Source organism: Streptomyces sp. NPDC093510, from assembly GCF_040683555.1.
Taxonomy (GTDB): Bacteria; Actinomycetota; Actinomycetes; order Streptomycetales; family Streptomycetaceae; genus Streptomyces.
Genome location: NZ_JBFBEE010000017.1, coordinates 43,936 through 63,582 on the forward strand (window position 1 = coordinate 43,936; position 19,647 = coordinate 63,582).

The 19,647-nt window shown below is 71.8% G+C and carries 18 protein-coding genes; 13 read left to right on the top strand and 5 right to left on the bottom strand.

The genetic code is table 11. The features are described from left to right. The first annotated feature begins 4 nt into the window (after positions 1–4). The 3 genes from AB0N81_RS26535 to AB0N81_RS26545 all read left to right on the top strand — a co-directional run bounded on the left by AB0N81_RS26535 (position 5) and on the right by AB0N81_RS26545 (position 1,592). Positions 5–559 (top strand): DinB family protein, encoded by a 555-nt coding sequence (locus AB0N81_RS26535; RefSeq protein WP_365362510.1) that lies wholly within the window; start codon positions 5–7, stop codon positions 557–559. Positions 560–640: 81 nt separating this feature from the next. Continuing rightward, positions 641–1,303 (top strand): hypothetical protein, encoded by a 663-nt coding sequence (locus AB0N81_RS26540; protein ID WP_365362512.1) that lies wholly within the window; start codon positions 641–643, stop codon positions 1,301–1,303. Further along, positions 1,290–1,592: a hypothetical protein gene (locus AB0N81_RS26545; protein WP_365362514.1), complete on the top strand. Its 303-nt coding sequence runs from the start codon at positions 1,290–1,292 to the stop codon at positions 1,590–1,592. The genes AB0N81_RS26540 and AB0N81_RS26545 overlap by 14 nt, the downstream gene beginning before the upstream one ends. Positions 1,593–1,649: 57 nt before the next feature. On the opposite strand, the gene AB0N81_RS26550 is transcribed toward AB0N81_RS26545, so the two are convergent. Together AB0N81_RS26550 and AB0N81_RS26555 are read right to left on the bottom strand one after the other, a co-directional pair. Continuing rightward, a complete protein-coding gene (locus tag AB0N81_RS26550; protein ID WP_365362516.1) occupies positions 1,650–2,555 on the bottom strand; it encodes a serine protease in 906 nt (301 codons plus the stop codon). A 197-nt stretch (positions 2,556–2,752) separates the two neighbouring features. Continuing rightward, positions 2,753–3,709, bottom strand: a complete 957-nt coding sequence (locus tag AB0N81_RS26555; RefSeq protein ID WP_365362518.1) for a hypothetical protein — start codon at positions 3,707–3,709, stop codon at positions 2,753–2,755. A gap of 495 nt (positions 3,710–4,204) precedes the next feature. Between AB0N81_RS26555 and AB0N81_RS26560 the strand changes: the two genes are divergently transcribed. The 9 genes from AB0N81_RS26560 to AB0N81_RS26600 all read left to right on the top strand — a co-directional run bounded on the left by AB0N81_RS26560 (position 4,205) and on the right by AB0N81_RS26600 (position 10,804). Further along, positions 4,205–4,939 (top strand): hypothetical protein, encoded by a 735-nt coding sequence (locus AB0N81_RS26560; protein WP_365362520.1) that lies wholly within the window; start codon positions 4,205–4,207, stop codon positions 4,937–4,939. 17 nt (positions 4,940–4,956) lie between these two features. Beyond that, positions 4,957–5,793 (top strand): hypothetical protein, encoded by an 837-nt coding sequence (locus tag AB0N81_RS26565; protein ID WP_365362522.1) that lies wholly within the window; start codon positions 4,957–4,959, stop codon positions 5,791–5,793. Continuing rightward, the gene (locus AB0N81_RS26570) at positions 5,790–7,100 is read left to right on the top strand and encodes an ATPase, T2SS/T4P/T4SS family (RefSeq protein WP_365362524.1); all 1,311 of its coding nucleotides are present in this window, start codon (positions 5,790–5,792) and stop codon (positions 7,098–7,100) included. Before AB0N81_RS26565 ends, AB0N81_RS26570 begins: the two co-directional genes overlap by 4 nt. 7 nt (positions 7,101–7,107) lie before the next feature. After that, positions 7,108–8,172, top strand: coding sequence for a type II secretion system F family protein (locus AB0N81_RS26575; RefSeq protein WP_365362526.1), 1,065 nt, complete (start codon positions 7,108–7,110; stop codon positions 8,170–8,172). Next, positions 8,169–9,098: a type II secretion system F family protein gene (locus AB0N81_RS26580; protein ID WP_365362528.1), complete on the top strand. Its 930-nt coding sequence runs from the start codon at positions 8,169–8,171 to the stop codon at positions 9,096–9,098. The genes AB0N81_RS26575 and AB0N81_RS26580 overlap by 4 nt, the downstream gene beginning before the upstream one ends. A 65-nt stretch (positions 9,099–9,163) precedes the next feature. After that, complete coding sequence (locus AB0N81_RS26585) at positions 9,164–9,409, top strand: hypothetical protein (RefSeq protein WP_365362530.1); 246 nt, start codon at positions 9,164–9,166, stop codon at positions 9,407–9,409. Between the two features lie 119 nt (positions 9,410–9,528). Then, the gene (locus tag AB0N81_RS26590; protein ID WP_223828450.1) at positions 9,529–9,906 is read left to right on the top strand and encodes a TadE family protein; all 378 of its coding nucleotides are present in this window, start codon (positions 9,529–9,531) and stop codon (positions 9,904–9,906) included. Beyond that, the gene (locus AB0N81_RS26595) at positions 9,906–10,343 is read left to right on the top strand and encodes a TadE/TadG family type IV pilus assembly protein (RefSeq protein WP_365362532.1); all 438 of its coding nucleotides are present in this window, start codon (positions 9,906–9,908) and stop codon (positions 10,341–10,343) included. The genes AB0N81_RS26590 and AB0N81_RS26595 overlap by 1 nt, the downstream gene beginning before the upstream one ends. Next, a complete protein-coding gene (locus AB0N81_RS26600) occupies positions 10,340–10,804 on the top strand; it encodes a pilus assembly protein TadG-related protein (RefSeq protein ID WP_365362534.1) in 465 nt (154 codons plus the stop codon). The genes AB0N81_RS26595 and AB0N81_RS26600 overlap by 4 nt, the downstream gene beginning before the upstream one ends. A 10-nt stretch (positions 10,805–10,814) precedes the next feature. Here the strand turns inward: AB0N81_RS26600 and AB0N81_RS26605 are convergent, their stop codons facing one another. From AB0N81_RS26605 to AB0N81_RS26615, 3 genes are read right to left on the bottom strand one after another with little or no spacing between them, the layout of a single operon-like run. After that, a complete protein-coding gene (locus AB0N81_RS26605) occupies positions 10,815–11,180 on the bottom strand; it encodes a hypothetical protein (protein WP_365362536.1) in 366 nt (121 codons plus the stop codon). 15 nt (positions 11,181–11,195) lie between these two features. Then, positions 11,196–11,708 carry a hypothetical protein gene (locus AB0N81_RS26610; protein ID WP_365362538.1) on the bottom strand — a complete coding sequence of 171 codons (513 nt, stop codon included), beginning with the start codon at positions 11,706–11,708 and terminating at the stop codon, positions 11,196–11,198. Further along, positions 11,701–16,200 (bottom strand): DUF6531 domain-containing protein, encoded by a 4,500-nt coding sequence (locus AB0N81_RS26615; RefSeq protein ID WP_365362540.1) that lies wholly within the window; start codon positions 16,198–16,200, stop codon positions 11,701–11,703. The genes AB0N81_RS26610 and AB0N81_RS26615 overlap by 8 nt, the downstream gene beginning before the upstream one ends. A gap of 392 nt (positions 16,201–16,592) precedes the next feature. On the opposite strand from AB0N81_RS26615, the gene AB0N81_RS26620 reads away from it, so the two are divergent. Continuing rightward, the gene (locus AB0N81_RS26620; RefSeq protein ID WP_365362542.1) at positions 16,593–19,640 is read left to right on the top strand and encodes a BTAD domain-containing putative transcriptional regulator; all 3,048 of its coding nucleotides are present in this window, start codon (positions 16,593–16,595) and stop codon (positions 19,638–19,640) included. Positions 19,641–19,647 lie beyond the last annotated feature (7 nt).

Below are 19,647 nucleotides of genomic sequence, written 5' to 3' on the forward strand. Positions count from 1 at the left end.
CCCGATGCCCGACGAGACCCTTGCTCCCACTGGGACCGCCCCCTCCGGCACCGAGGCCCCGCCGAGGACCGAGCCCCCGTACGCCCCCGCCGGCGAACGCGCCTCGCTCACCGCGTTCCTCCAGTACCAGCGCGAGACCCTCGCGATGAAGTGCGCGGGGCTGACCACCGAGCAGCTGAAGGAGCGGGCCGTCCCGCCGTCGGACATGTCGCTGCTTGGACTGGTGCGCCACCTCGCGGAGGTCGAGCGCAGCTGGTTCCGCAACGTGCTGAACGGCGAGGCGCTCAGGTCCAACTGGCAGGGCCGTCTCCCCGGCGAGCACGCCGACTTCGAGGTGGCGGACGCCGACCCCGACGAGGCGTTCGAGGTCTGGCACGCGGAGTGCGCCCGCTCCCGCGCGCTCGTGGACGCCCTGGACTCCCTCGACGTCACCGTCGACTTCCGCGGCGACACGTACTCGGCGCGCTACATCCTCACGCACATGATCGAGGAGTACGCCCGCCACAACGGCCACGCGGACCTGCTCAGGGAGCGGATCGACGGAACCACCGGCGAGTAGCACCCGGGGTCCGGCCCCTTAGGCTGGCGGCCCAGGAACAGCCGGACCGGGAACGGACCGGGGACGGAGAGGGTGCCGGCCATGGCCCGCTACACAGCACCGCAGACCATCGCCCGCGGCGGATTCAGCATCAAGGTGCCGGAGACGTGGTGGGAGTTCGACGTGCGGCCCGAGTCGCGCGACGCCGCCATCCGGCAGATGATCAACGACCGCGTCCGCGCCCGCCCCGAACTGGCCCCGCACCGGGAGACCTTCGAGGCGTTCCTGCGCAAGGCGTCGAAGGACGCCTGGCAGTCCGGCGCGCTGTACTGCGGCTGCATGGCGGAGAGCTTCGGCGGCGACACCCCGGTCACCGGCTCCGTCACCGTCTCCCTGGTCGGCGCCCGCACCCCGGACGGCGATGTGCTCCCCACCGACCCGGACCGCATCGTCGCCCAGCTCGGCGTGCGCGAGGCCAGGCGGGAGGGCGACGCGTGGCGGAAGGTCACGACGGTCGACATCCCGGGCGTCGGCCGCGCCGCCCGGACACACGGCGTCGAGGACATCTCAGTACCCGGCGACGAGCGCACGATCCGCGTCGTCCTGATGCAGACGTTCATCCCGGTCCCGGGCCAGGAGGGCAAGGTCGCCCTCGTCTCGGGCAGCAGCCAGGTGCTCGACCTCGCGGACTCCTTCTTCGACATCTTCGACGCGGTGACGTCGACGTTCCGCTTCGCCGAGGAATCCCCTGGTGCAGCCGGCTGACCTGCGGACCCTGTACGACCGGCTGGCCGCCGGGCCCGGCACATCGGGCTACGAGGTCACCTGGCAGGGCGCGGCCCCCGGCCGGGCCAAGCAGGGCGCGTCCCTCGGCGTCGACGGTCCGGAGCGGCTAGCCGAACTGACGGTGTGGAACTCCGGCGAAGCGCAGCTGCAGTTCGGAGACCTGGCCGACGGGCGCGTCACCGACGAGCATCTGCGGCCGGCCGACGCGGCACAACTCGCCGCGGTCGTCGACCGGATGGTCGCGTGGGTGACGGGGGAGCGCGGCTGAGCGCACGGCCCGGGGCGGCGTGGCCGCGCGCCCCGGGCCGGCGTGGTCACCTCACCGTCAGCGGCGGTTCAGCGCCCGCTTGATCTTCTTGCCCGACGGCGACTCGTCCAGCGTCTTCCAGAGCTTCGCCGAGCTCAGGGACGTGTAGACGCCGGGGGCACCCTGCGCTCCGCAGCCGTCGCCGTAGGAGACGACGCCGATCAGGATGGGCGCCTCGCGGCCGGGGACCTTGCGGAAGACGGGGCCGCCGCTGTCGCCCTGGCAGGAGTCCTTCGTCTCGACGCCCGCGCAGAAGTTGACCTTCGCGTCGTACTCCTTGTAGCTCGTCCCGCACTCCGCGTGGGAGAGGATCGGGACCCTCACCTGGCGCAGGCGGTCCGGCGTGTGGGTCAGCTCCGTGTCCGTGTTGCCCCAGCCCGCGACCGTCGCCTTCTGGCCCGGGCGGATCAGCGCGTCGGTGCCCTGCGTGGGGAGTGCCACCGCGGAGATGCCGCGGACGGGCTTCTCCAGCTGGAGGAAGGCCACGTCGTACGCCTCCTTGCCCTTGAGGTAGCGCGGGTGCACGGCCACGCCGTCCTTGGCGATGTTGCGTATCTGCCCCTGCTTGGAGGACAGCACCGTGCGGCCCACCGCCACCTGGAGGGACTTCGGCTTGACCGGCTTGCCCGCGTCGTCGACCAGGCAGTGCGCCGCCGTCACGACCATGTCCGGCGCGACCAGGCTGGCCCCGCAGAACTGGCGGTCGAGCGCGCTGCCCGCGCCCTTCTCCAGGACCGCCGTCATGAACGGGTAGGCGTCGTTGGGGACCTCGGTGCCGCCGATGATCGCGTGCGCGGAGGGGGCGGACGTGGCGATCATCGCCAGGGCCGCGCCGGTCGCGGCGAGACCGGCGGCGACGGAGGACTTGCGGGGGAGGGCCCTCGTGCGAGTTCCCTGGAAAGTGGTTCTTGTGGGGGTATTCATGGGGGGTGCTTCTCTTTCGTGCGAACCGTGTGACAGGTATTGCGGATTTCACTCCGCACGCGCGAAAGGTCCGTACCAAATGGCGTCAACCGCGTGTGCCGGTACGGCAATTGCTTAGCCGTTCAACCACCTCGGCCGGTGCCCCTCGCGCCGAAAGGTGAGAGGGGGAATGGAAGGGGCGGGTTCATCGCGCGGGCTCATTCCCTGGATTCGCCCGATTCCTCGGCCAGCAACTTCGCAAGGACCGGTGAGAGTTCCGGGACGCGCGCCCCTGCCGCCTGCGCCGCCGCCAGCGCCCGTACGTAGGCCACCGCCTCCTCGCGCAGCCGCCGCTTCTCCCGGCCCTGGCGGCTGCCCGCCAGCCACGTCACGATCGCCAGTGGAACGAGAAGGCCCGCCAGATAGCCGACCGGCGCCTCCTGCGTGTAGCCCCAGGCGACGCCGATCCCGCCCGCGAACAGGAGCATCCAGCCCGCCTCGTCGTGCCAGCCGCCTTCGTCGGCCCGCGCCTCATATTCCGTGACAGCGTGCGTTTTGGCCGGTATGGCGACATTCGCGGCGGAAGGGGCGGGGTGGGCGTAGGGGGCAGATGTCTGGTGTGAGGCGCCTGTCCCCTCGTGCGAGGGGTGCGCGGCGCCCACTCCCTCGTACGAAGGGATCGGCGCCGATCCCTTCCCGCTCCCGTTGTCCGAGCGGCCCACCAGCCAGTCCGGGATGTGTGTCACCGGCGCCCCGTGCGCCTGCGCGAGCCCGATCACCTCGCGGTAGCCGGTCAGGAGCGGATGCAGCAACTCCCGCTTCCAGCGCCGCCATACGAGCACCCAGAGCCAGGTCCCGAGGACGAGCAGGAGGGCCGCCGGGCCGAACAGGACGCCCCGGGGCCTGTCCGCCAGGGCGGGGACCGCGGGGGCGAAGAACGGCCAGCAGACGCCCGCGACGATCGCCAGCGCGCCCAGCCAGCCCGGCGCGCTGTTCCCGGCCCCGCGCACGGCCTTCCGGCGCTCGCTCAGGAGGGCCGCCGTCGCCGCGTCGTCCGTGTAGTCGAAGCCGCGCCGGGCGCCGACGTCCCGTACGGCTGCCAGAAGTCTCGGGTCCGCGGCCAGGGTTGCGTGGGTTATGGGGAGGAGTGGGGGGTGTTCGGTGGGGGTGCCCATGGTGGAGCCGAGTCCCTTCGCGAGTGAGGCGGCAGGTGATGCCGGAGAGGCGGGCGGTGTGGGGAGGTCCGCCTTCCGGGGCGGGAACCGGGCCCGGCCTCCGGGGCGTCACCCTTGAGGCTGACGGATCATGGCACGGGCTTCGCGGGGATCTCGCGAGGGCCTCGCGCGGACCGTGTGCGGTCCTCATCGCCGGGGCGTCCGCGGCCTGTTGTGCGCGAGATCCGACTTCGCGTACGCACACATATGTCCGTCTCCCGGGACCCGGGAGCGGCAGGGGAACCAGGGAGTGCGGATTGCGCGTGCATAACGATGAGAGCTGTGAGGTTCGCGATCTTTAACGCGCCTTGAGGGGCTTATGTGCTGCTGATACGGTGCGATGACTTGACACTGGGCCTGGACTGAACAGTCACTCCACGGCGCGGCGGGAAAGCCGCGAGTGTCATGAATGACGGAAATTGACCGAATCTTCTTGGGTGTGCGGGGAGCAGTTGCGTGAAGATCCAGGAGCGTGCGGGGGCGGGCAACAACCGTTCTGCCGCACCGGTTCAGCCGGGCGTCGGTGAGCGCCTTCCCGCGCCGCCTCGCGAGCGCAAGCCGGCACTGGCCGCGCTGGCCGTCCTCCTCATCCTCCTCGGCGCGCTCGGCGCCACCGTGCTCGTGCTGCGCGCGGGCGACCGGATCGAGGTCGTGAAGGTGACCAAGCCCATCCAGGCCGGGGAATCCGCCAAGGAGAACGTGAACATCACCGGCGTGATGGTCGCCGAGGACGACTCCATCAATTACGTCCCGTGGGAGCAGCGGGGCGCGCTCACCAAGCTCAAGGCCAAGAGCACCATCCCCGGCGGCGTCGTCGCGGTCGGCGAGATGTTCGGCGCCAAGAGCGGCCTGCCCGCGGGCAAGGCATCCGTGGGCCTCTCCCTGAAGGAGGGCCAGTACCCCTCCGACATCAAGAGCGGCGACACCGTCGCCGTCTTCCCGGTCCTCTCCGGCACCTCCACCGGCAAGGGGTCGAGCAGCGGCAGCAGCGGCAGCAGCGGCTCGGCGAGTGGCACGCCCCTCGTCGCCGACGCCAAGGTGAACAACGTCGCGGCCAGGAGCGACGCCACCGTGAGCACCGGCAACCTCAACATCACCCTCGTCGTCCCGCAGGAGGAGGCCGCGGCTCTGGCGAGCGCGGCGTCCGAGGGCAAGGCCGTCGTCGCCCGCATCTCCGACGACAACAACTAGAGGCGAGTAAAAGAGACATGGCGCTCATCGCTCTCGCCGCGGACAAGGGTTCCCCCGGCGTCACCACCGCCGCGGTCGCGCTCGCCGCCGTCTGGCCGCGCCGCGTGCTCGTGGCGGAGACCGACCCCGCGGGCGGCGACCTGGTCTACCGCAGCGCCGCCGCGCACGGCGGCCCGCTCAACCCCAACACCGGCATGCTCTCCATCGCGGCCACCGCCCGCCGCGGCCTCGTCCCCGACCAACTCTGGGACCACACCCAGCCGTTGAGCGGCGGCCTGGAAGTGCTCGTCGGGCTCGGCATCGCCGAGCAGGCGGCCGGTCTCGCCGGGCTCTGGCCCACCCTCGGCCGCGCCTTCTCCCAGCTCGCCGACTCCCCGCACGCGCCCGCCGACGTGATAGCGGACTGCGGCCGGATCAGTGGCGACGGGCCCGCCGTCGAGCTGTTCCCGCACGCGGCGCTCGTGCTGCTCGTCTCGCGCACCGAGCCCGAGGCGATCGCCCGCGTCCGCGACCGCGCGGCGGCCCTCGCCACCAAGCTGCACGGCGGCCCGCGCGGTGCGGCCTCCCTGGCGCAGCCCCTCATCGGCGTACTCCTGATCGCCGATCCGTCGGCCTCGGCCAAGCTCGTCCACCAGGTCAACGACATGCTGATGGCCGCGCAGACCGGCGCGCGCGTCGTGGGCACGCTCGCCGACGACCCGGCGGGCGCCGACCAGCTGGCCGGACGCCGCCGCGGGCGGCTCGACAAGTCGCTGCTCATCCGCTCCGCGCGCAAGGTGACCGTCGACCTGTACCAGCAGTACGGCGCCGCCTGGACCAACCCCGTGGCGCAGACGCCGGGGACGGGCCGATGAGCGCACCCGTCGATCACCAGCTCGTCAAGCGGTTCCGGCAGGACGCCGGTGACCGCATCGCCGAGCAGCGCCGTCTCGACCAGGTGTCCGGCGTCACCCCGATGTCGGGCGAGGACGAGCGGCACTACGCCCGCGCCGTCATCGCGCAGATCCTGGAGGAGTACGCGCGCGCGGAGATCAACGCCGGGCGCACCCCCCTCGACGCGGAGACCGAGGAGCAGTACGCCGCCGCCGTGCACGCCGCGCTCTTCGGCGTCGGCCGGCTCCAGCCGCTGCTCGACGACCCCGAGGTCGAGAACATCGACATCAACGGCTGCGACCAGGTCTTCGTCGGATACGCCGACGGCCGCGAGGCGAAGGCCGACCCGGTCGCCGAGACCGACGAGGAGCTCGTCGAGCTCATCCAGGTCCTCGGCGCGTACTCGGGTCTGTCGTCCCGCCCCTTCGACTCCGCCAACCCGCAGCTCGACCTGCGCCTGCCCGACGGCTCCCGTCTGTCGGCCGTCATGGACGTCACGCGCCGTCCCGCGCTCTCCATCCGCCGCGCCCGCATGGGCAAGGTCTTCATGTCGGACCTCGTGGGCAACGGCACGCTGACGCCGGAGATCGGTCACTTCCTGGCCTGCGCCGTCCGGGCCCGCAAGAACATCATGATCGCGGGCGCGACCAACGCAGGAAAGACGACGCTGCTGCGCGCCCTCGCCAACGAGATCCCGCCGCACGAGCGCCTCGTGACCGTCGAGCGGGCCCTGGAGCTCGGCCTCGACCAGTTCGCCGACCTGCACCCGAACGTCGTCGCCTTCGAGGAGCGCCTGCCCAACTCCGAGGGCCAGGGCGAGATCTCGATGGCCGAGCTGGTCCGCCGTTCCCTCCGCATGAACCCCTCCCGCGTCATCGTCGGTGAGGTCCTCGGCGACGAGATCGTGACCATGCTGAACGCGATGTCGCAGGGCAACGACGGCTCGCTCTCCACGATCCACGCCAACAGCTCAAGCGAGGTCTTCAACCGCATCTCGACGTACGCGCTCCAGGCGTCCGAGCGGCTCCCCATCGAGGCGAGCCAGATGCTCGTCGCGGGAGCGGTCAACTTCGTCGTCTTCATCCAGCGGCGCAACAACTACCAGACCGGCGGCAAGCTCCAGCGCATGGTGACCTCGGTCCGCGAGGTCAACGGCGTCGACGGCCGCGTCCTGTCCAGCGAGGTCTTCGCGGAGGCCCCCGACGGCCGGGTCGTCGCGCACGCGCCGATCGCCTGCATGGACGACCTGGCCGCGTTCGGCTACCGCCCCGCCGGGCAGTGGGGGTGAGCACGACATGAACCAGCACGACACGACCACACTCGCCGCTCTCGACGGGTTGGGCTCCATGGGCGGAGTCTTCTCGCTGCCCGTCCTGTACGCACTCGGCTGCGGAGTCGCCGCCGGCGGCGGCCTCGCGCTGCTCGCCGTCGCCGTCCGCGGCCTGCCGCCCAAGCCCGAGCACGAGAAGCACCGGGCCAGTGAGCGCGCGAGCGAACTCGTCCGCTTCGTGGGCCGGCGCGGCTCGGCGGCGATCGGCGTGGGCCTGGTCGTCCTGCTCCTCACCCGCTGGGCGGTGGCGGGCATCGCGTCCGGCATCCTCGTCTTCTTCTGGGACAAGCTGTTCGGCGGCGCCGCCGAGGAACGCGCCCAGATGAAGCGCGTCGAGGCCCTCGCCGCCTGGACCGAATCGCTGCGCGACACCATCGCGGGAGCGGTCGGCCTGGAGCAGGCGATCCCCGCGTCCGCGCGGGCCGCCGCCCCCGTGCTCCGCCCCCACCTGGACGCCCTCGTGGACCGCCTCCGTGCGCGCACCCCGCTCCCCGAGGCCCTGCAGATACTGGCCGACGAGATCGACGACGCCTCGGCGGACATCATCGTCGCCGCGCTCATCCTCAACGCCAAGCTGCGCGGCCCCGGCCTGCGCCAGGTCCTCGGCGCGCTCGCCAAGTCGGCGCGCGAAGAGGTCGACATGCGCCAGCGCGTCATGGCGCAGCGCGCCTCGACCCGCCGCTCGGTGCAGATCGTCGTCGCCGTCTCCATCGCCTTCGTCCTCGGCCTGTCCATCTTCAACCGCGAGTTCGTCGAGCCGTACGGCACACCCGTCGGCCAGCTCGTCCTCGCCATGGTCTGCGCCCTGTTCGCACTCGGCTTCTGGTGGCTGCGGAAGCTGTCGACGGTGGAGACGCCGGACCGCTTCCTCGTCAAGGACGAGCCGGGCGTGCAGTTCGTACGCCCCCGGGGACCCGGCGGCACACCCGTGCCCGGCGGCCCCGAGCAGGCCCCGCAGTTCGGCCGTCCTGGCGCGGCCCAGCAGGTCGTGCCCGGCTACACCAACCCGTCCGAGGGGGTACGTCGATGAGCCTGACGATGCCGGTGGTGATCGGCGCGACCCTCGGTCTCGGCGTCTTCGCCCTCATACGCGCCCTGATGCCGTCCAAGCGCAGCGCCGTCGCGACGGTCGCCCGGATCGACGCGATGCGGGCGCGCGGCGCGGCGTACGAGTCGCACCGGGCCACGTCCGACACGGAGAGCCCCGGCCGCTTCGGCACGATGCGCGGCCGCGTGGGCCAGCGGGTCGCCGACTTCTACCTCCAGCAGGGCTGGGAACAGCGCTCGCTCCGGGCCGACCTCGCGGTCCTTGACCGCAGCTGGGAGAAGTTCCTGGCGACGAAGGTGCTGCTGGCCGCGGCCGGTGTGTTCTTCGGCCCGTTCCTCTTCGCGGTGATCTACACGCTCAACGTCGGCCGCAGCCCGATCATCCCGGTGTGGCTCGCGCTGATGTTCGGAGCGCTCTTCTTCTTCCTGCCGGACCTGGAGGTACGCAGGGACGCGGCGGACAAGCGGCGCGACCTGCGCCGCGTCATCGGCGCCTATCTGGACCTGGTGTCGATGAGCCTCGCGGGCGGCCGCGGCCTCCCCGAGGCGCTCATGGCGGCGGCGGAGGTCTCCGACGGATGGGCGACGCAACGTATCCGAAGCGCGCTGGCCGACGCCCGCATCACCGGCGTCAGCCAGTGGCAGGCCCTCGGCTCGCTCGGCGAGGAACTGGGCGTGGAAGAGCTGAAGGACCTGTCGGCGTCCCTGGCGCTGGTGGCGGACGACGGCGCGAAGGTGCGCGAGTCGCTCGCCTCCCGCGCGGAGACGATGCGGCACCGCGAACTGGCCGAGATCGAGGGCAGTGCGGGCGAGAAGTCCCAGTCGATGCTGGTCGCGCAGCTGCTCCTGTGCGCGGGCTTCCTGGTCTTCCTCATCTTCCCTGCGGCGATGCGCGTGTTCCAGGTCTAGATGGCGCCGGCGACAACGGGGGCCGGCGCTCCTTCCCCCCACCAACTCTGAGAGGACAACTCATCATGAACGGACGGAACTTCAGTCACCCGGCTGTCGACTTCCTCGTGACCTTCCTGAAGACCCGCGTCCAGCGCGCCCGCTCCGGGGAGCTGGACCGGGGCGCGTCGGCCGTGGAGTGGGTCATCATCTCGGCGGTCGTCGTGGCGATCGTCGGAGTGGTGGCCGCGGTCATCAACGCCGCGCTGAAGGGCGGCGCCGACAAGGTGAGCGACTGCATCGAGGGCGCGGACGCCGGCAGCACCTGCTGACCGGCCGTTCACGGCATCACATCGTGGAAGACGACGGGGTTCGAGTGCGGAGATCGCGGGGACTGCGTGGATTCGTACGCCGCAGGGTGGAGGCCGCCTCCACCCGCGGCGAATCCGGCATGACCGCGATCGAGTTCGTGCTGCTCACCCCCGTGCTCTTCTTCATGATCTTCGCGACGGTGCAGTTCGCGCTGTACTTCTTCGCCGACCACGTCGCGCAGGCGGCGGCCCAGGCGGGTGCCCGCAAGGCGCGCGCCACGGCCGACGAGAACGCGGGCGGCTGGCGGGGCGAGGCACGCGACGTGGCCGACGCCTACATCCGCCAGCTCGGCCCGAAGCTGGTGCTCGGCCCCGACGTGAAGACCATCCAGCCGGAACAGAACACGGTCGGCGTGGAGATCACGGCCCGGGTCCCCACGGTCTTCCCCGGCCTCGACCTGGACGTGCACGCGCGGTCGGCGGGTCCCGTGGAGCGGTTCGTGGAGGACAACGGCTGATGCGGAAATCCCGCCCGGGGGAGGCCGCGTGCCGCCTCCGTGACGACCGGGGGCTCTCCACCGTCGAGGTGGTGATCCTCGCCCCGGTGATGATCCTCTTCATCCTGGTCCTGGTGGCCTTCGGCCAGCTCGTCGACGGCCGCGGAGCCATCGACGGGGCGGCCCGCGACGCCGCACGCGCGGGATCGATCCAGAAGGAACACGGCACGGCGCTCGCGGAGGCCCGCAAGGCGGCGCGGGCGGACCTGGCCGACGTCTGCTCGGGCCCGGTCTCCGTCGTCCAGAAGAGCACGGGGTTCGACGAGAAGGTCGACCCGTTCTTCACCGTCGAAGTCAGCTGCGAGGTCAGGGGACTCGCCATGCTCGGCCTCGACATCCCGACGACGCTGGAGGCCACCTTCAGCTCCCCGCTCGACCCGTACCGGAGGCAGGCGTGACGCGTCGCGCTGTCGTACGCGACTGGATCGCGTCCCGTCGCACACGCCTCGACGACCGGGGCTCGGGCGCCGGTGCCGTCATCATCTTCGCGCTCGTCTTCCTCGCGCTCGCGGCGTTCGTCATCGACGGCGGCCTCTCCATCTCCAAGCGGGAACGCGCCGCGGACATCGCCGAGCAGGCCGCCCGCTACGCCGCGCAGGACCTCCAGCTGGAGGACATCTACGAGGGCGCGAAGGGCGCGCCCATCAACTTCGAGAACTGCGACGCCCGGGTCGCGGCGTATGTGCAGGAGGCGGGCCTCAAGGGCGCGGACGTGGCGAACACCCACTGCGTGACGGCGAACACGCAGCAGGTCGAGGTCGAGGTGCAGATGACGTACAGCCCCGTGTTCACCGGGATGTTCTACGGCGGGGACGTGACGGTGAAGGGCCGGGCGGTCGCGGAGAACGAGGTGGGCTGAGCCCGCCCCTTCACCCCTTCCCCTCCTCCTTCGCCCCCTTCTTCCCCTCCCCTTTCTTCCCCTCGGCCTTCTCCTTCACCGCGTCGTTGATCTTCTTGGTCAGGTCGGCCTCGAGCTTCTTGAACTCGCGGACCACCGCGTCGGACAGGTCGGCGAGCTGGTCCAGCTGCTGGCCGATGTCCTCGCGGCCGTCCTCCCAGTTCGACTCGAAGTCCTCCAGGGAGTCGTAGACGCCGCCGTCGCCGATGTCGTCCTTGTAGGACTCGAACGTCTTCTTCGTGCGGTTCATGCGGGTCTTGATGGACCGCAGCCTGCTGCCGTAGTCCTCCAGGTCGGTGAGGGGGATCGAGAGGTCGCTCTTGCCCTTGGCACCCATGTTTCCGTCCCTTCCTCAGGCGTCGCCCCAGAGCGTCACTTCGATGTCGGCGGACTGGTCGCCGGTCTCCTCCAGATCCACCTGGAGCACGTAGTCCAGAGACTCCGTGACGGCCACGAAGCCGTTTCCGTCCGCCACGGCGAGCGGCTCCGCACAATCGGCGACCCACTGCGGGTCCGCGCTCGCGATGCCCATCGTGCGGTAGTCGCCGAAGAGGACCAGGAGGCGGGGCACCCGGGCCTTCGCCGGACCCGGCGCCGGTACCCGAGAGGGGGCCGGGGTGCCCGCCCGGTAGGTCCAGGTCCTGAGGCCGGTGTCCCGGGGGCGGAACGTCAGCTGGTCGCCGGGCGGCAGGCCCAGTGCGGAGATCCAGCCCTCCACCAGGGCGTCGGACTCCTCGGGCGACAGCCAGGAGAGCGCGTCGCCGTCCACGCCCAGGGACGCGAGCCGGCGCAGGAGTTCCTGCCGGGCCGTCCTGCCCTCGCGCTCCCGCAACTTGCGGCGCAGGGCATCCGCGGTACTACTCATAGTCGATCTTCACCTTCTGGTTCACCACACGGTAGCGCCCGTGATTGTCCATCCGCAGGGGCTCCTTCGCGGGCCCCGCTTCCCAGTGCGGCCCGTGATCGGCCACGTCGTCGAGGGTGTTGTCGGTCACGAGCATGGTCCGCTTGCCACCGCCCGGTGCGGGGACCTCGTAGACGTACTGGTACCCGGAATCCGTCTTGATGGATTTCACCGGCTGCTGACTGGTCGGAATTCCCGCCCCGCGCATGGCCTCGCGTCGCCCCTGGCGCTGGTTCGGCAGCGCTTCGGTGGTGCACGACTTGGGTGCCAGGCCCAGCGGGTCGGACCAGATGTGCGGATTGTGGACGTAGGTTTCCGGATTGGGGCCGGGGGCGAGACCCAGGGGGTCGCTCGTCAGATAGCGGGCGGTTTCCGGGTCGTAGTAGCGGAAGCAGTTGTAGTGCAGTCCCGCTTCCGGGTCGAAGTACTGGCCCGGGAAGCGCAAGGGCGTGTACGCCGAGCTGTTCGCCGGCCACGCGGTCGTGCCCCAGAGCGTGCCGCGGGCCCGCCACGCGACGGCGCCGCGTTCGTCGACGAGTTCCGTGGGCGTTCCGACGAGGTCGGTGACGATCGCGAAGAAACGGGAGTCGACCTCGTCGCGGGAGAGACCGTCGGCCGGCAGGATCCGCTCCGTCTGGGCGACGGGGTGCTCCCCCTCGTGGTCCCAGGTCAGGCTGACCGGGTGCGGCAGCGTCAGTGCCGTCGTCGTCTGTTCGCAGAGCGTCGTGCCGTCCCACGTGAAGTCGGTCCGCTCGACCACGGTCTCGCCGTCGGGTCCGAGCCGCTGCTTCGAGACGCGTCGGCCGAGCGGGTCGTACGCGTACCGCCAGCACGTGCCGTCCGGCGTCGTGACCGCGGTGAGCCGGTCCTCCGCGTCCCAGGTGTACCGCCACGTCTCCGGCTTCCGGGACAGCCTGGTCTTCTGCCGCAGGACGACGCGGCCGAGCGCGTCGTGTTCGTAGCGGGTGCGGCCGGCGCGCGTGAGGTGCGTCCCGGCGTACTCCCGCGGGCCGGTGGACTCATGGCCCGGATGGCTGGCGGGCCAGGCGGCGTGCGTCTGGTTGCCGGCGGAGTCGTAGGCGTACGTCTCCGTCCAGTTGTGGGCGTGCACGGCCGTCACCCGGCCCGCCGGGTCGAGTTCGAAGCGCCGACCGCCGGACAGCCGGTCGTCGAGGGCGGTGAGGGCTCCGTCGGCGCGGTAGGTGTAGGCGCGGTGCTGTACCGGGCTGCCGTCCGGCGCGGTCACCGTCTGGCCGGTGAGGCGCCCCACCTCGTCGAAGGCGCGCTCCAGGGTGACGGAACCGGCCCCGGCCCCGATGCGCCGCCCCACCTCCTGGCCCGCCGCGTCCCGCTCGAAGTCCACGGTCCGGCCGGACGCGGTGAGCCGGCTCCGGTTGCCCGCCGCGTCGTACGCCCAACTGCTGGCCGCCCCCGTGGGAGTGGTGCGTCCCGTGCGACGGCCCGCCTCGTCGTACGCGTACGTGAGGGGTCGGCGGCCGTCGACCGTCTCCGAGAGCAGGCGCCCGGAACGGTCCCGCTCCAGGACGAGCCGGCAGTCGGGCCCTGTCGCTTCGACGAGGTTCCCGAACAGGTCGTGGGTGAAGGTGGTGACGGCGTCGGCGGACTCCTTGCGGACGAGCCGGTCCAGTACGTCGTAGGCGAACGAGACCGCCTCGCCGACGGCGTTCGTGCGGGTCACCAGGCGGCCGGCGTCGTCGTAGGCGTAGGACAGGGTGCGTCCGTCGAAGTCCGTCTCCGCGATCAGGCGGCCCGCGGCATCGTGCTCGTAGGTCCAGGACAGGCCCTGCGGATTGTCCACCCGGGTGAGGCGCAGGGACGCGTCGTGGTCGAAGTGGTGGCGGGCCCCGTCGGCGCCGACGCGGGCGGCGAGCAGGTCGAAGTGCGTGTACTCGAACGTCGAGACCTGGCCCAGCCGGTCGGTGTGGCTGAGGCAGTTGCCCTCGCCGTCGTACGTCCAGGACTCCACCGCGCCGTCCGGAGTCGCGTGCCGCACGAGCCGGCCCTCCGTCGACCACGCCAGGCATGTGGTGCGCCCCAGGGGGTCGGTGAGGGCCGTCGGCCGCCCCAGCGCGTCGCGCTCCCAGGCCGTGACGGCGCCCGTGGGGTCGGTGACCTTGAGAGGCAGGCCCGCGCCGTCGCACCGCACCGTGGTCGTGCCGCCCGCCTCGTCAGTGACCGACAGGGGGTGCCCCGCGGGGGTGTAGGCGTTGTGCACGGTCACGCCGGACGGCTCGGTGACCGAGGTGCAGTTGCCCCGCTCGTCGTACGCGTACCGCCAGTTGGTGCCGTCGGGCAGGTCGACGACGGTCTTGAGGTTCAGGTCGTTGTAGGCGACGCGCACGACGGCGCCGTCGGGCCGCGTCACCTCGGTCGGCAGGCCCAGTTCGTTGTTGACGTAGGCGGTGGTGTGCCCGAGCTGATCCGTCACGGCGGTGACGTGGTGCAGCGCGTCGTACGCGGTGGTGACCGTGGCGCCGAGCGGATCGGTCTCGGCGACGACCAGGCAGTGGCCGTCGACGGCGAAGCGGGAGGTGGCGCCCTCGGCCGTGGTGACCTCGGTGACGCGGCAGCCGGGCCGGGCGGGGTCGGGCAGGTCGTAGGCGAAGGTGTGGGACAGGTGCCCGGCCATGCCCCGCTGGGCGACGCAGCGGCCCTGATCGTCGTAGACGTAGGTGTAGCGGCTGTTGTTCGTGTCCTCCCATGCGGTGAGGCGCAGCCGCTCGTCGTACGTGTACCGCGTCGGCAGGCCGGAGGAGCCGGTGACGGCGGTGAGGTTGCCGTCGGTGTAGCCGTACCGCTTGACGACGAGGTCGTCGCCGCTGCCGTCGTCGGCCGCGCCCGCCACGCTGAGCACGGTGACGCGCTCGTCCTCGACGGTCAGCTTCACGTAGTAGCCGCCGCTGTGGAGGATCGCCCGCGGGGTGCCCTCGGAGTCGTGGTCGAAGTCGACGGTGTTGCGGTTGCGGTCCGAGATCGTGGTCAGCAGGGCCACGCCGTCGTCCTCGCCGGGCGCGGCGAAGCGGCGGGCGATGCCGGTCACCGGGTCGGTCACGCGGTAGCCGCCGTCGGCGAGGCGCTTGAGGGGCAGGCGGGGGCCGGACTCGGGCAGCACGAGCGTGCCGGGACCCTCGGGGTGCGGGTAGGTGAGGAGCATGCCGTCCTCGGTGACGAACACGATGCCGTCCTCGTCGACTTCGAGGCGCTGGTCGAGGGTGGAGGTCCACATCGGGCCGAACCAGCCGCCGGACCGGTAGCCCGAGGCGACCCGACGGGTGAAGTCCAGCGGCAGCGTGCCGGGCAGCGAGAGGTCCGTCTCCTCCAGGAACGTCTGGCCGGTGGCGACATCGACTGGGTCACCGCAGCCCTTGATCTTGCTCTTGACGCGGTCGTACGCGCCCTTCGCCCCGTCCTTGACCGCGGTACGGGCCGACTTGAAGCCCTTCAGTCCGCCCTTCAAACCCTTGAGCCCCTTTCCGAGTTTCGCCGCGGTGGTGATGCCCTTCATACCCGGTACGCAGTCCAGTGCCGCGAAGGCCACATCCATCAGGCCCGCTTGGCCTTTTGCGTATTTGTTGAGGGTGTCGGCGAGCACGATCGCTCCGGCGACGATCACGATGGCGGCGAGGATGGGCCCGCCGACGATCATCGCGATGACGCCGACCACGGCGACGACGACCTTGCAGACGGCGACGATGGTGTCCCAGTTGTCGGAGACCCAGTCGCCGACCTCCTCCCACCACTTGCGGTTCTGGATGCCCGCGTCGGAGGCCTCGTCGATCTTCCGCTTGGCGGTGCCGGCGGCCTCCTCCCGCATCTTGCGGGCGTCCTCGGCCATCTTCTTCGCCGCGTCCAGGGCACTCTTGGCGGCATCGACATCACCCTGCGCGGACTTCTGCGCCTTCTCGGCCGAGTGGGCGTTGCGGGTGGCGGCCCGCACCTTGTCCTCGTCCGGCTTGGGGACGTCCTTGCTCTTGGAGCCGCCGGAGTCCTTGTCGTCCTTGTACTTGTCGGCTTCCTTGCCCGCCCTCTCCACCCAGGAGTCGGCCGAGGAGAGACGCGACTTGGCGGAGGACAGATCCGCCTGCGCCTCGCGGCCCTTGACCAGGGCCTTGTCGGCGAGGCTCTGGGCGCGTTCCAGTTCGGGCCAGTACGCGGACAGCGCGTCGCCCGCCATCTCGTAGCTCTTCTTGAGCTTCTTCAGCTTGTCCGGGGCGTCCTCGAACTTCTCCGTGAACGCGTCCGCCGTCTTGCCCGCCCACTGCAGGATCGCGTCCTCGCCCGCCATCCCCTTGATGTCACGGAGGACCTTGCCGACGTCATCGGCGAAGTCGTGCAGGTTCTTCGCCAGCGACCGCACGCGGTGCGGGTCACCCGGCGTCGGATCCTTCTCCAGGTCCAGCACGTGCCAGTCCGTGGCCCGGTAAGCCGCCATCGTTCTTCCCCCGTCACACCTTCGACGTCACGCTGCTGCCCAGTATCGGCTCATGATTTGGAGGAACCAGGGCGGTGCGGGGAGACGGAAGTGAATGGTGCGCGGGCGCGACGCACCCGTGCCGGGACTGTGACAGGGGGATCCGTACCGGAACTGTGACGGGAAGCCACGATCCGCGCAACGGCAAGCTCAGCGCGGTCCGCGGGCCGCACAGCCGGTCCGCGAAGGAAACGGGCCTATGGGGTGCGGAGGGAGGAAGCGGGCCGACGTCCCGGTGCCCGGGCCCGTCCGGGCCTGTCTGACGTCCGACCCCTTCCGTAACATCACACCAGTAGGCTCACCCGACCCCTCTGACCATCCACTCCTCCCCACAGGACACCAGGACACCTGCCATGGCGCGCACCACCTCACGCTCGACGAGCCCGCCGAACCCGCAGTCTCCGCGGAACCGGACGCCACAGCCGTTGCCGCGGCGCCGGCGCAGTTTCGGGGACTTCGTGAAGGCCTTCCTCGCGTTCGTGGCGCTGGCCGTGCTCCTCGTCGGCGTGCCCGGAGCCCTCGTCGTCTTCGTGGGGTGGCCGCTGCCGGGCGGTGCGCCCTCGCTTGACTGGCTGCAGCAGGAGATCACCGTCAGCACGTTCGTCAACGTGTTGACGGTCGTCGTCTGGTTCGCCTGGGCGCAGTTCACCGCCTGCGTCCTCGTCGAGATGAAGGCCGCGCTCTCCGGGGTCGGGATTCCGGGCCGGGTGCCGGGTGCCGGTGGCAGTCAGATGCTCGCGCGGCAGCTGGTCGCCACCGTGCTGCTCGTCGGAGCCACCGCCGCCAGCTTCGCGCCGGGCCTCTCGCAGTTCGGGCAGTCGCTGGAGGGGAACCAGAAGCCCGCCTCCGCCGCGAGCGCCCAGCAGACGCCCGGCCTCTTCGGGCAGGAACAGCAGGCCGCCGCGTCCGCCGCCGACGCACTCGCCGCGCAGGCCGACCACGCCGCCGCGCACGCCGACGGCACCGCCAAGGAAGGCGACACGAAGTACTACCGGATTCAGCCCCCCGAGGGACGCCACCACGACTCCCTCTGGGAGGTCGCGGAGCGGCACCTCGGCGACGGCCGCCGGTACAAGGAGATCTACCAGCTCAACAAGGACCGTGAGCAGCCCGACGGTTCGAAGCTCTCCGAGGCGAGCCTCATCCGGCCCGGCTGGATCATGGAGATGCCCGCGGACGCGCACGGCGGCGAGCTCGTCGAGATGCCCGACGAGGCACCCAAGATCTCCGAGGACGTCAAGGAGCAGATCTCCGACTACTCCAGGACGGGCGACCAGCGGCAGGGCGGCGGAGCCCAGGAGGGCGGCGGACAGCAGGGCGACCAGCAGCAGGGCGGCGGCAGCTCCGTCGACCGCGACACCGCGCACATCGCCCTCCCCGAACAGCGGCCCGCCGCACCGGAGAAGCCCGCCATGCCGCAGGCCCCGGCCACCCCCGAGGCACCCGCGGCCGAGGCACCCGCCGCCACCGCGGGCAGCGACTCCGAAGGCTCCGGCTTCGGGCTGCCCGAGGCTCTCCTCGGCGCGCCCCTCCTCGCCGCAGGACTGCTCGGCGCGCTCGGCCGCCGTCGCCGGCACGCCCTGTGGCAGTCGGCCATGGGCGCCGTCGGAGGACGCGGCGGCATGCAGCCGCCGACGCCGACCGGTGCCGCCGCCGACGTGCAGGACGCGCTGCTCGTGGGCGCCGACCCCGAGGGCGTACGACTGCTCGATCTGTCGCTGCGCGGGCTCGCCGCCTCGCTCGCCGAGGAGAACCGCGCCCTGCCGACCGTGTACGCGGCCTGGCTGAGCAACGGCGACCTGCACCTGCAACTCGCCACGCCCGCCGGACGGCCGCCCGCGCCCTGGCAGTTGGGCCAGGACCAGACGTTCTGGATGCTGTCGCGCGCCGACGCCGAGCGGTACGAGCCCGTGGACACGGCCGCGCCCTACCCCGGCCTCGTCTGCCTCGGCACCCTGGACGACTCGCGGCTGCTCCTCAACCTGGAGGCCGTGCCCGGCATCGTCTCGCTGAGCGGAAGCCAGGCCGACCGCGCCGCCGTCTTCGCGTCCGTCGCCGCCGAACTCGCCACCAACGGCTGGTCGGACCGCATGACCATCACCGTCGTCGGCTTCGGCCAGGACCTCACCCCGCTCGCCCCCAACCGGCTGCGGCACCTGGAGGACGTCGAGGCCCTCATCGAGACGATGGAGGCCGAGACGCGGCAGCGGCGCGGCGCGCTCGGCGCCGCCGGGCACGACTCCGTGCTCACCGGCCGCACCGGCCCCGCCCAGCACACCCGCTGGGCCCCGCACCTCGTGCTGCTGGCTGCCGAGCCGAGCGCCGAGGACGCCGTCAAGCTCGCCGAACTCGCCGCCGACGCGAGCCGCCTCGGCATCGGCTACCTCGTGGGCGCGGAGTCCGGGGACCTGCCCGGCGCCGCCTGGGAGATGGAGATCACCCGCGACGGCAGGCTCCTCGCCCCGCTCCTCGGGCTCGAACTGGCCGCGCAGGCTCTGCCGGAGGCCCAGCAGCGCGCCGTCGTGCAGCTGTTCACGGAGGCCGACCCGGAGGGCTCCGGCAACCCCACAGGACCGGACGACGGCCCCACGGGCGCCGCGCCGCCGTTCCTCGTCGACGTCACCGAGCAGGGACGGCCCGCCGTCTACGCCCGCCTCGTCGGCACGTACGAGATCATCGGCCTGGAGACGCCGGACGGCGAACGCAGCCCGCTGATGCACGAGGCCCTCGCCCTGCTGCTCCTGCACCGCGAGGGAGTGCACCCCCGGGTGCTCGCCTCCGCGCTGTGGCCGCGCGGCGTCACCGAGGACGTGCGGGACGCGCTCGTCGAGCGGCTGCGCGAGTGGCTCGGCACCGACCCCGACGGGTCGCCCCGGCTGCGCGCCGACCGGACCGGGCGGCTCACGCTCGCCAAGTCCGTCGTCTCCGACCTGGACGTGCTGCGCTCGCTCTACCACGAGGCGACGCAGGGGCGCGGCGCCGGCAACCGGGCGGTCCGCGGGCGGATGCTCACGGACGCGCTGGTGCTCGTACGCGGACCGCTGCTCGCCGACCGGCCGCAGGGGCGGTACGGCTGGCTCACGCACGAGATCATCGACGCCCAGCTGCCGCTCCTCGTCGCGGACATCGGACTCGCGCTCTCCGAGTTCCACCTGGAGAAGGGGCGGGCGGAGAAGGCGATCGAGGCGCTCAACGCGGCGATGGGCTCGGCGCCCGGCGACGAGCGGCTCTGGAACGAGCTGCTCCGCGCCACGCACGCCACGGAGGACCCGGACCGTCTGCGGCGGCTCGCCGCGGACCTGATGACCCGCAGCGGGGCGCGCGGCCTGCCGCCGCGCACGGAGGCCCTGCTGGACGAGCTGCTCCCGGCGTGGCGCAGCGGCGTCACGGCGGCGGGCTGAGAGTCGT

Excerpts from the sequence above, each read along its gene's own strand:
- AB0N81_RS26540 (WP_365362512.1), top strand. The coding sequence starts at position 641 with ATGGCCCGCTACACAGCACCGCAGACCATCGCCCGCGGCGGATTCAGC.
- AB0N81_RS26535 (WP_365362510.1), top strand. The coding sequence starts at position 5 with ATGCCCGACGAGACCCTTGCTCCCACTGGGACCGCCCCCTCCGGCACC.
- AB0N81_RS26580 (WP_365362528.1), top strand. The coding sequence starts at position 8,169 with ATGAGCCTGACGATGCCGGTGGTGATCGGCGCGACCCTCGGTCTCGGC.
- AB0N81_RS26590 (WP_223828450.1), top strand. The coding sequence starts at position 9,529 with ATGACCGCGATCGAGTTCGTGCTGCTCACCCCCGTGCTCTTCTTCATG.
- AB0N81_RS26615 (WP_365362540.1), bottom strand. The coding sequence starts at position 16,200 with ATGGCGGCTTACCGGGCCACGGACTGGCACGTGCTGGACCTGGAGAAG.
- AB0N81_RS26565 (WP_365362522.1), top strand. The coding sequence starts at position 4,957 with ATGGCGCTCATCGCTCTCGCCGCGGACAAGGGTTCCCCCGGCGTCACC.
- AB0N81_RS26550 (WP_365362516.1), bottom strand. The coding sequence starts at position 2,555 with ATGAATACCCCCACAAGAACCACTTTCCAGGGAACTCGCACGAGGGCC.
- AB0N81_RS26555 (WP_365362518.1), bottom strand. The coding sequence starts at position 3,709 with ATGGGCACCCCCACCGAACACCCCCCACTCCTCCCCATAACCCACGCA.
- AB0N81_RS26570 (WP_365362524.1), top strand. The coding sequence starts at position 5,790 with ATGAGCGCACCCGTCGATCACCAGCTCGTCAAGCGGTTCCGGCAGGAC.
- AB0N81_RS26575 (WP_365362526.1), top strand. The coding sequence starts at position 7,108 with ATGAACCAGCACGACACGACCACACTCGCCGCTCTCGACGGGTTGGGC.
- AB0N81_RS26605 (WP_365362536.1), bottom strand. The coding sequence starts at position 11,180 with ATGGGTGCCAAGGGCAAGAGCGACCTCTCGATCCCCCTCACCGACCTG.
- AB0N81_RS26595 (WP_365362532.1), top strand. The coding sequence starts at position 9,906 with ATGCGGAAATCCCGCCCGGGGGAGGCCGCGTGCCGCCTCCGTGACGAC.
- AB0N81_RS26610 (WP_365362538.1), bottom strand. The coding sequence starts at position 11,708 with ATGAGTAGTACCGCGGATGCCCTGCGCCGCAAGTTGCGGGAGCGCGAG.
- AB0N81_RS26585 (WP_365362530.1), top strand. The coding sequence starts at position 9,164 with ATGAACGGACGGAACTTCAGTCACCCGGCTGTCGACTTCCTCGTGACC.
- AB0N81_RS26620 (WP_365362542.1), top strand. The coding sequence starts at position 16,593 with ATGGCGCGCACCACCTCACGCTCGACGAGCCCGCCGAACCCGCAGTCT.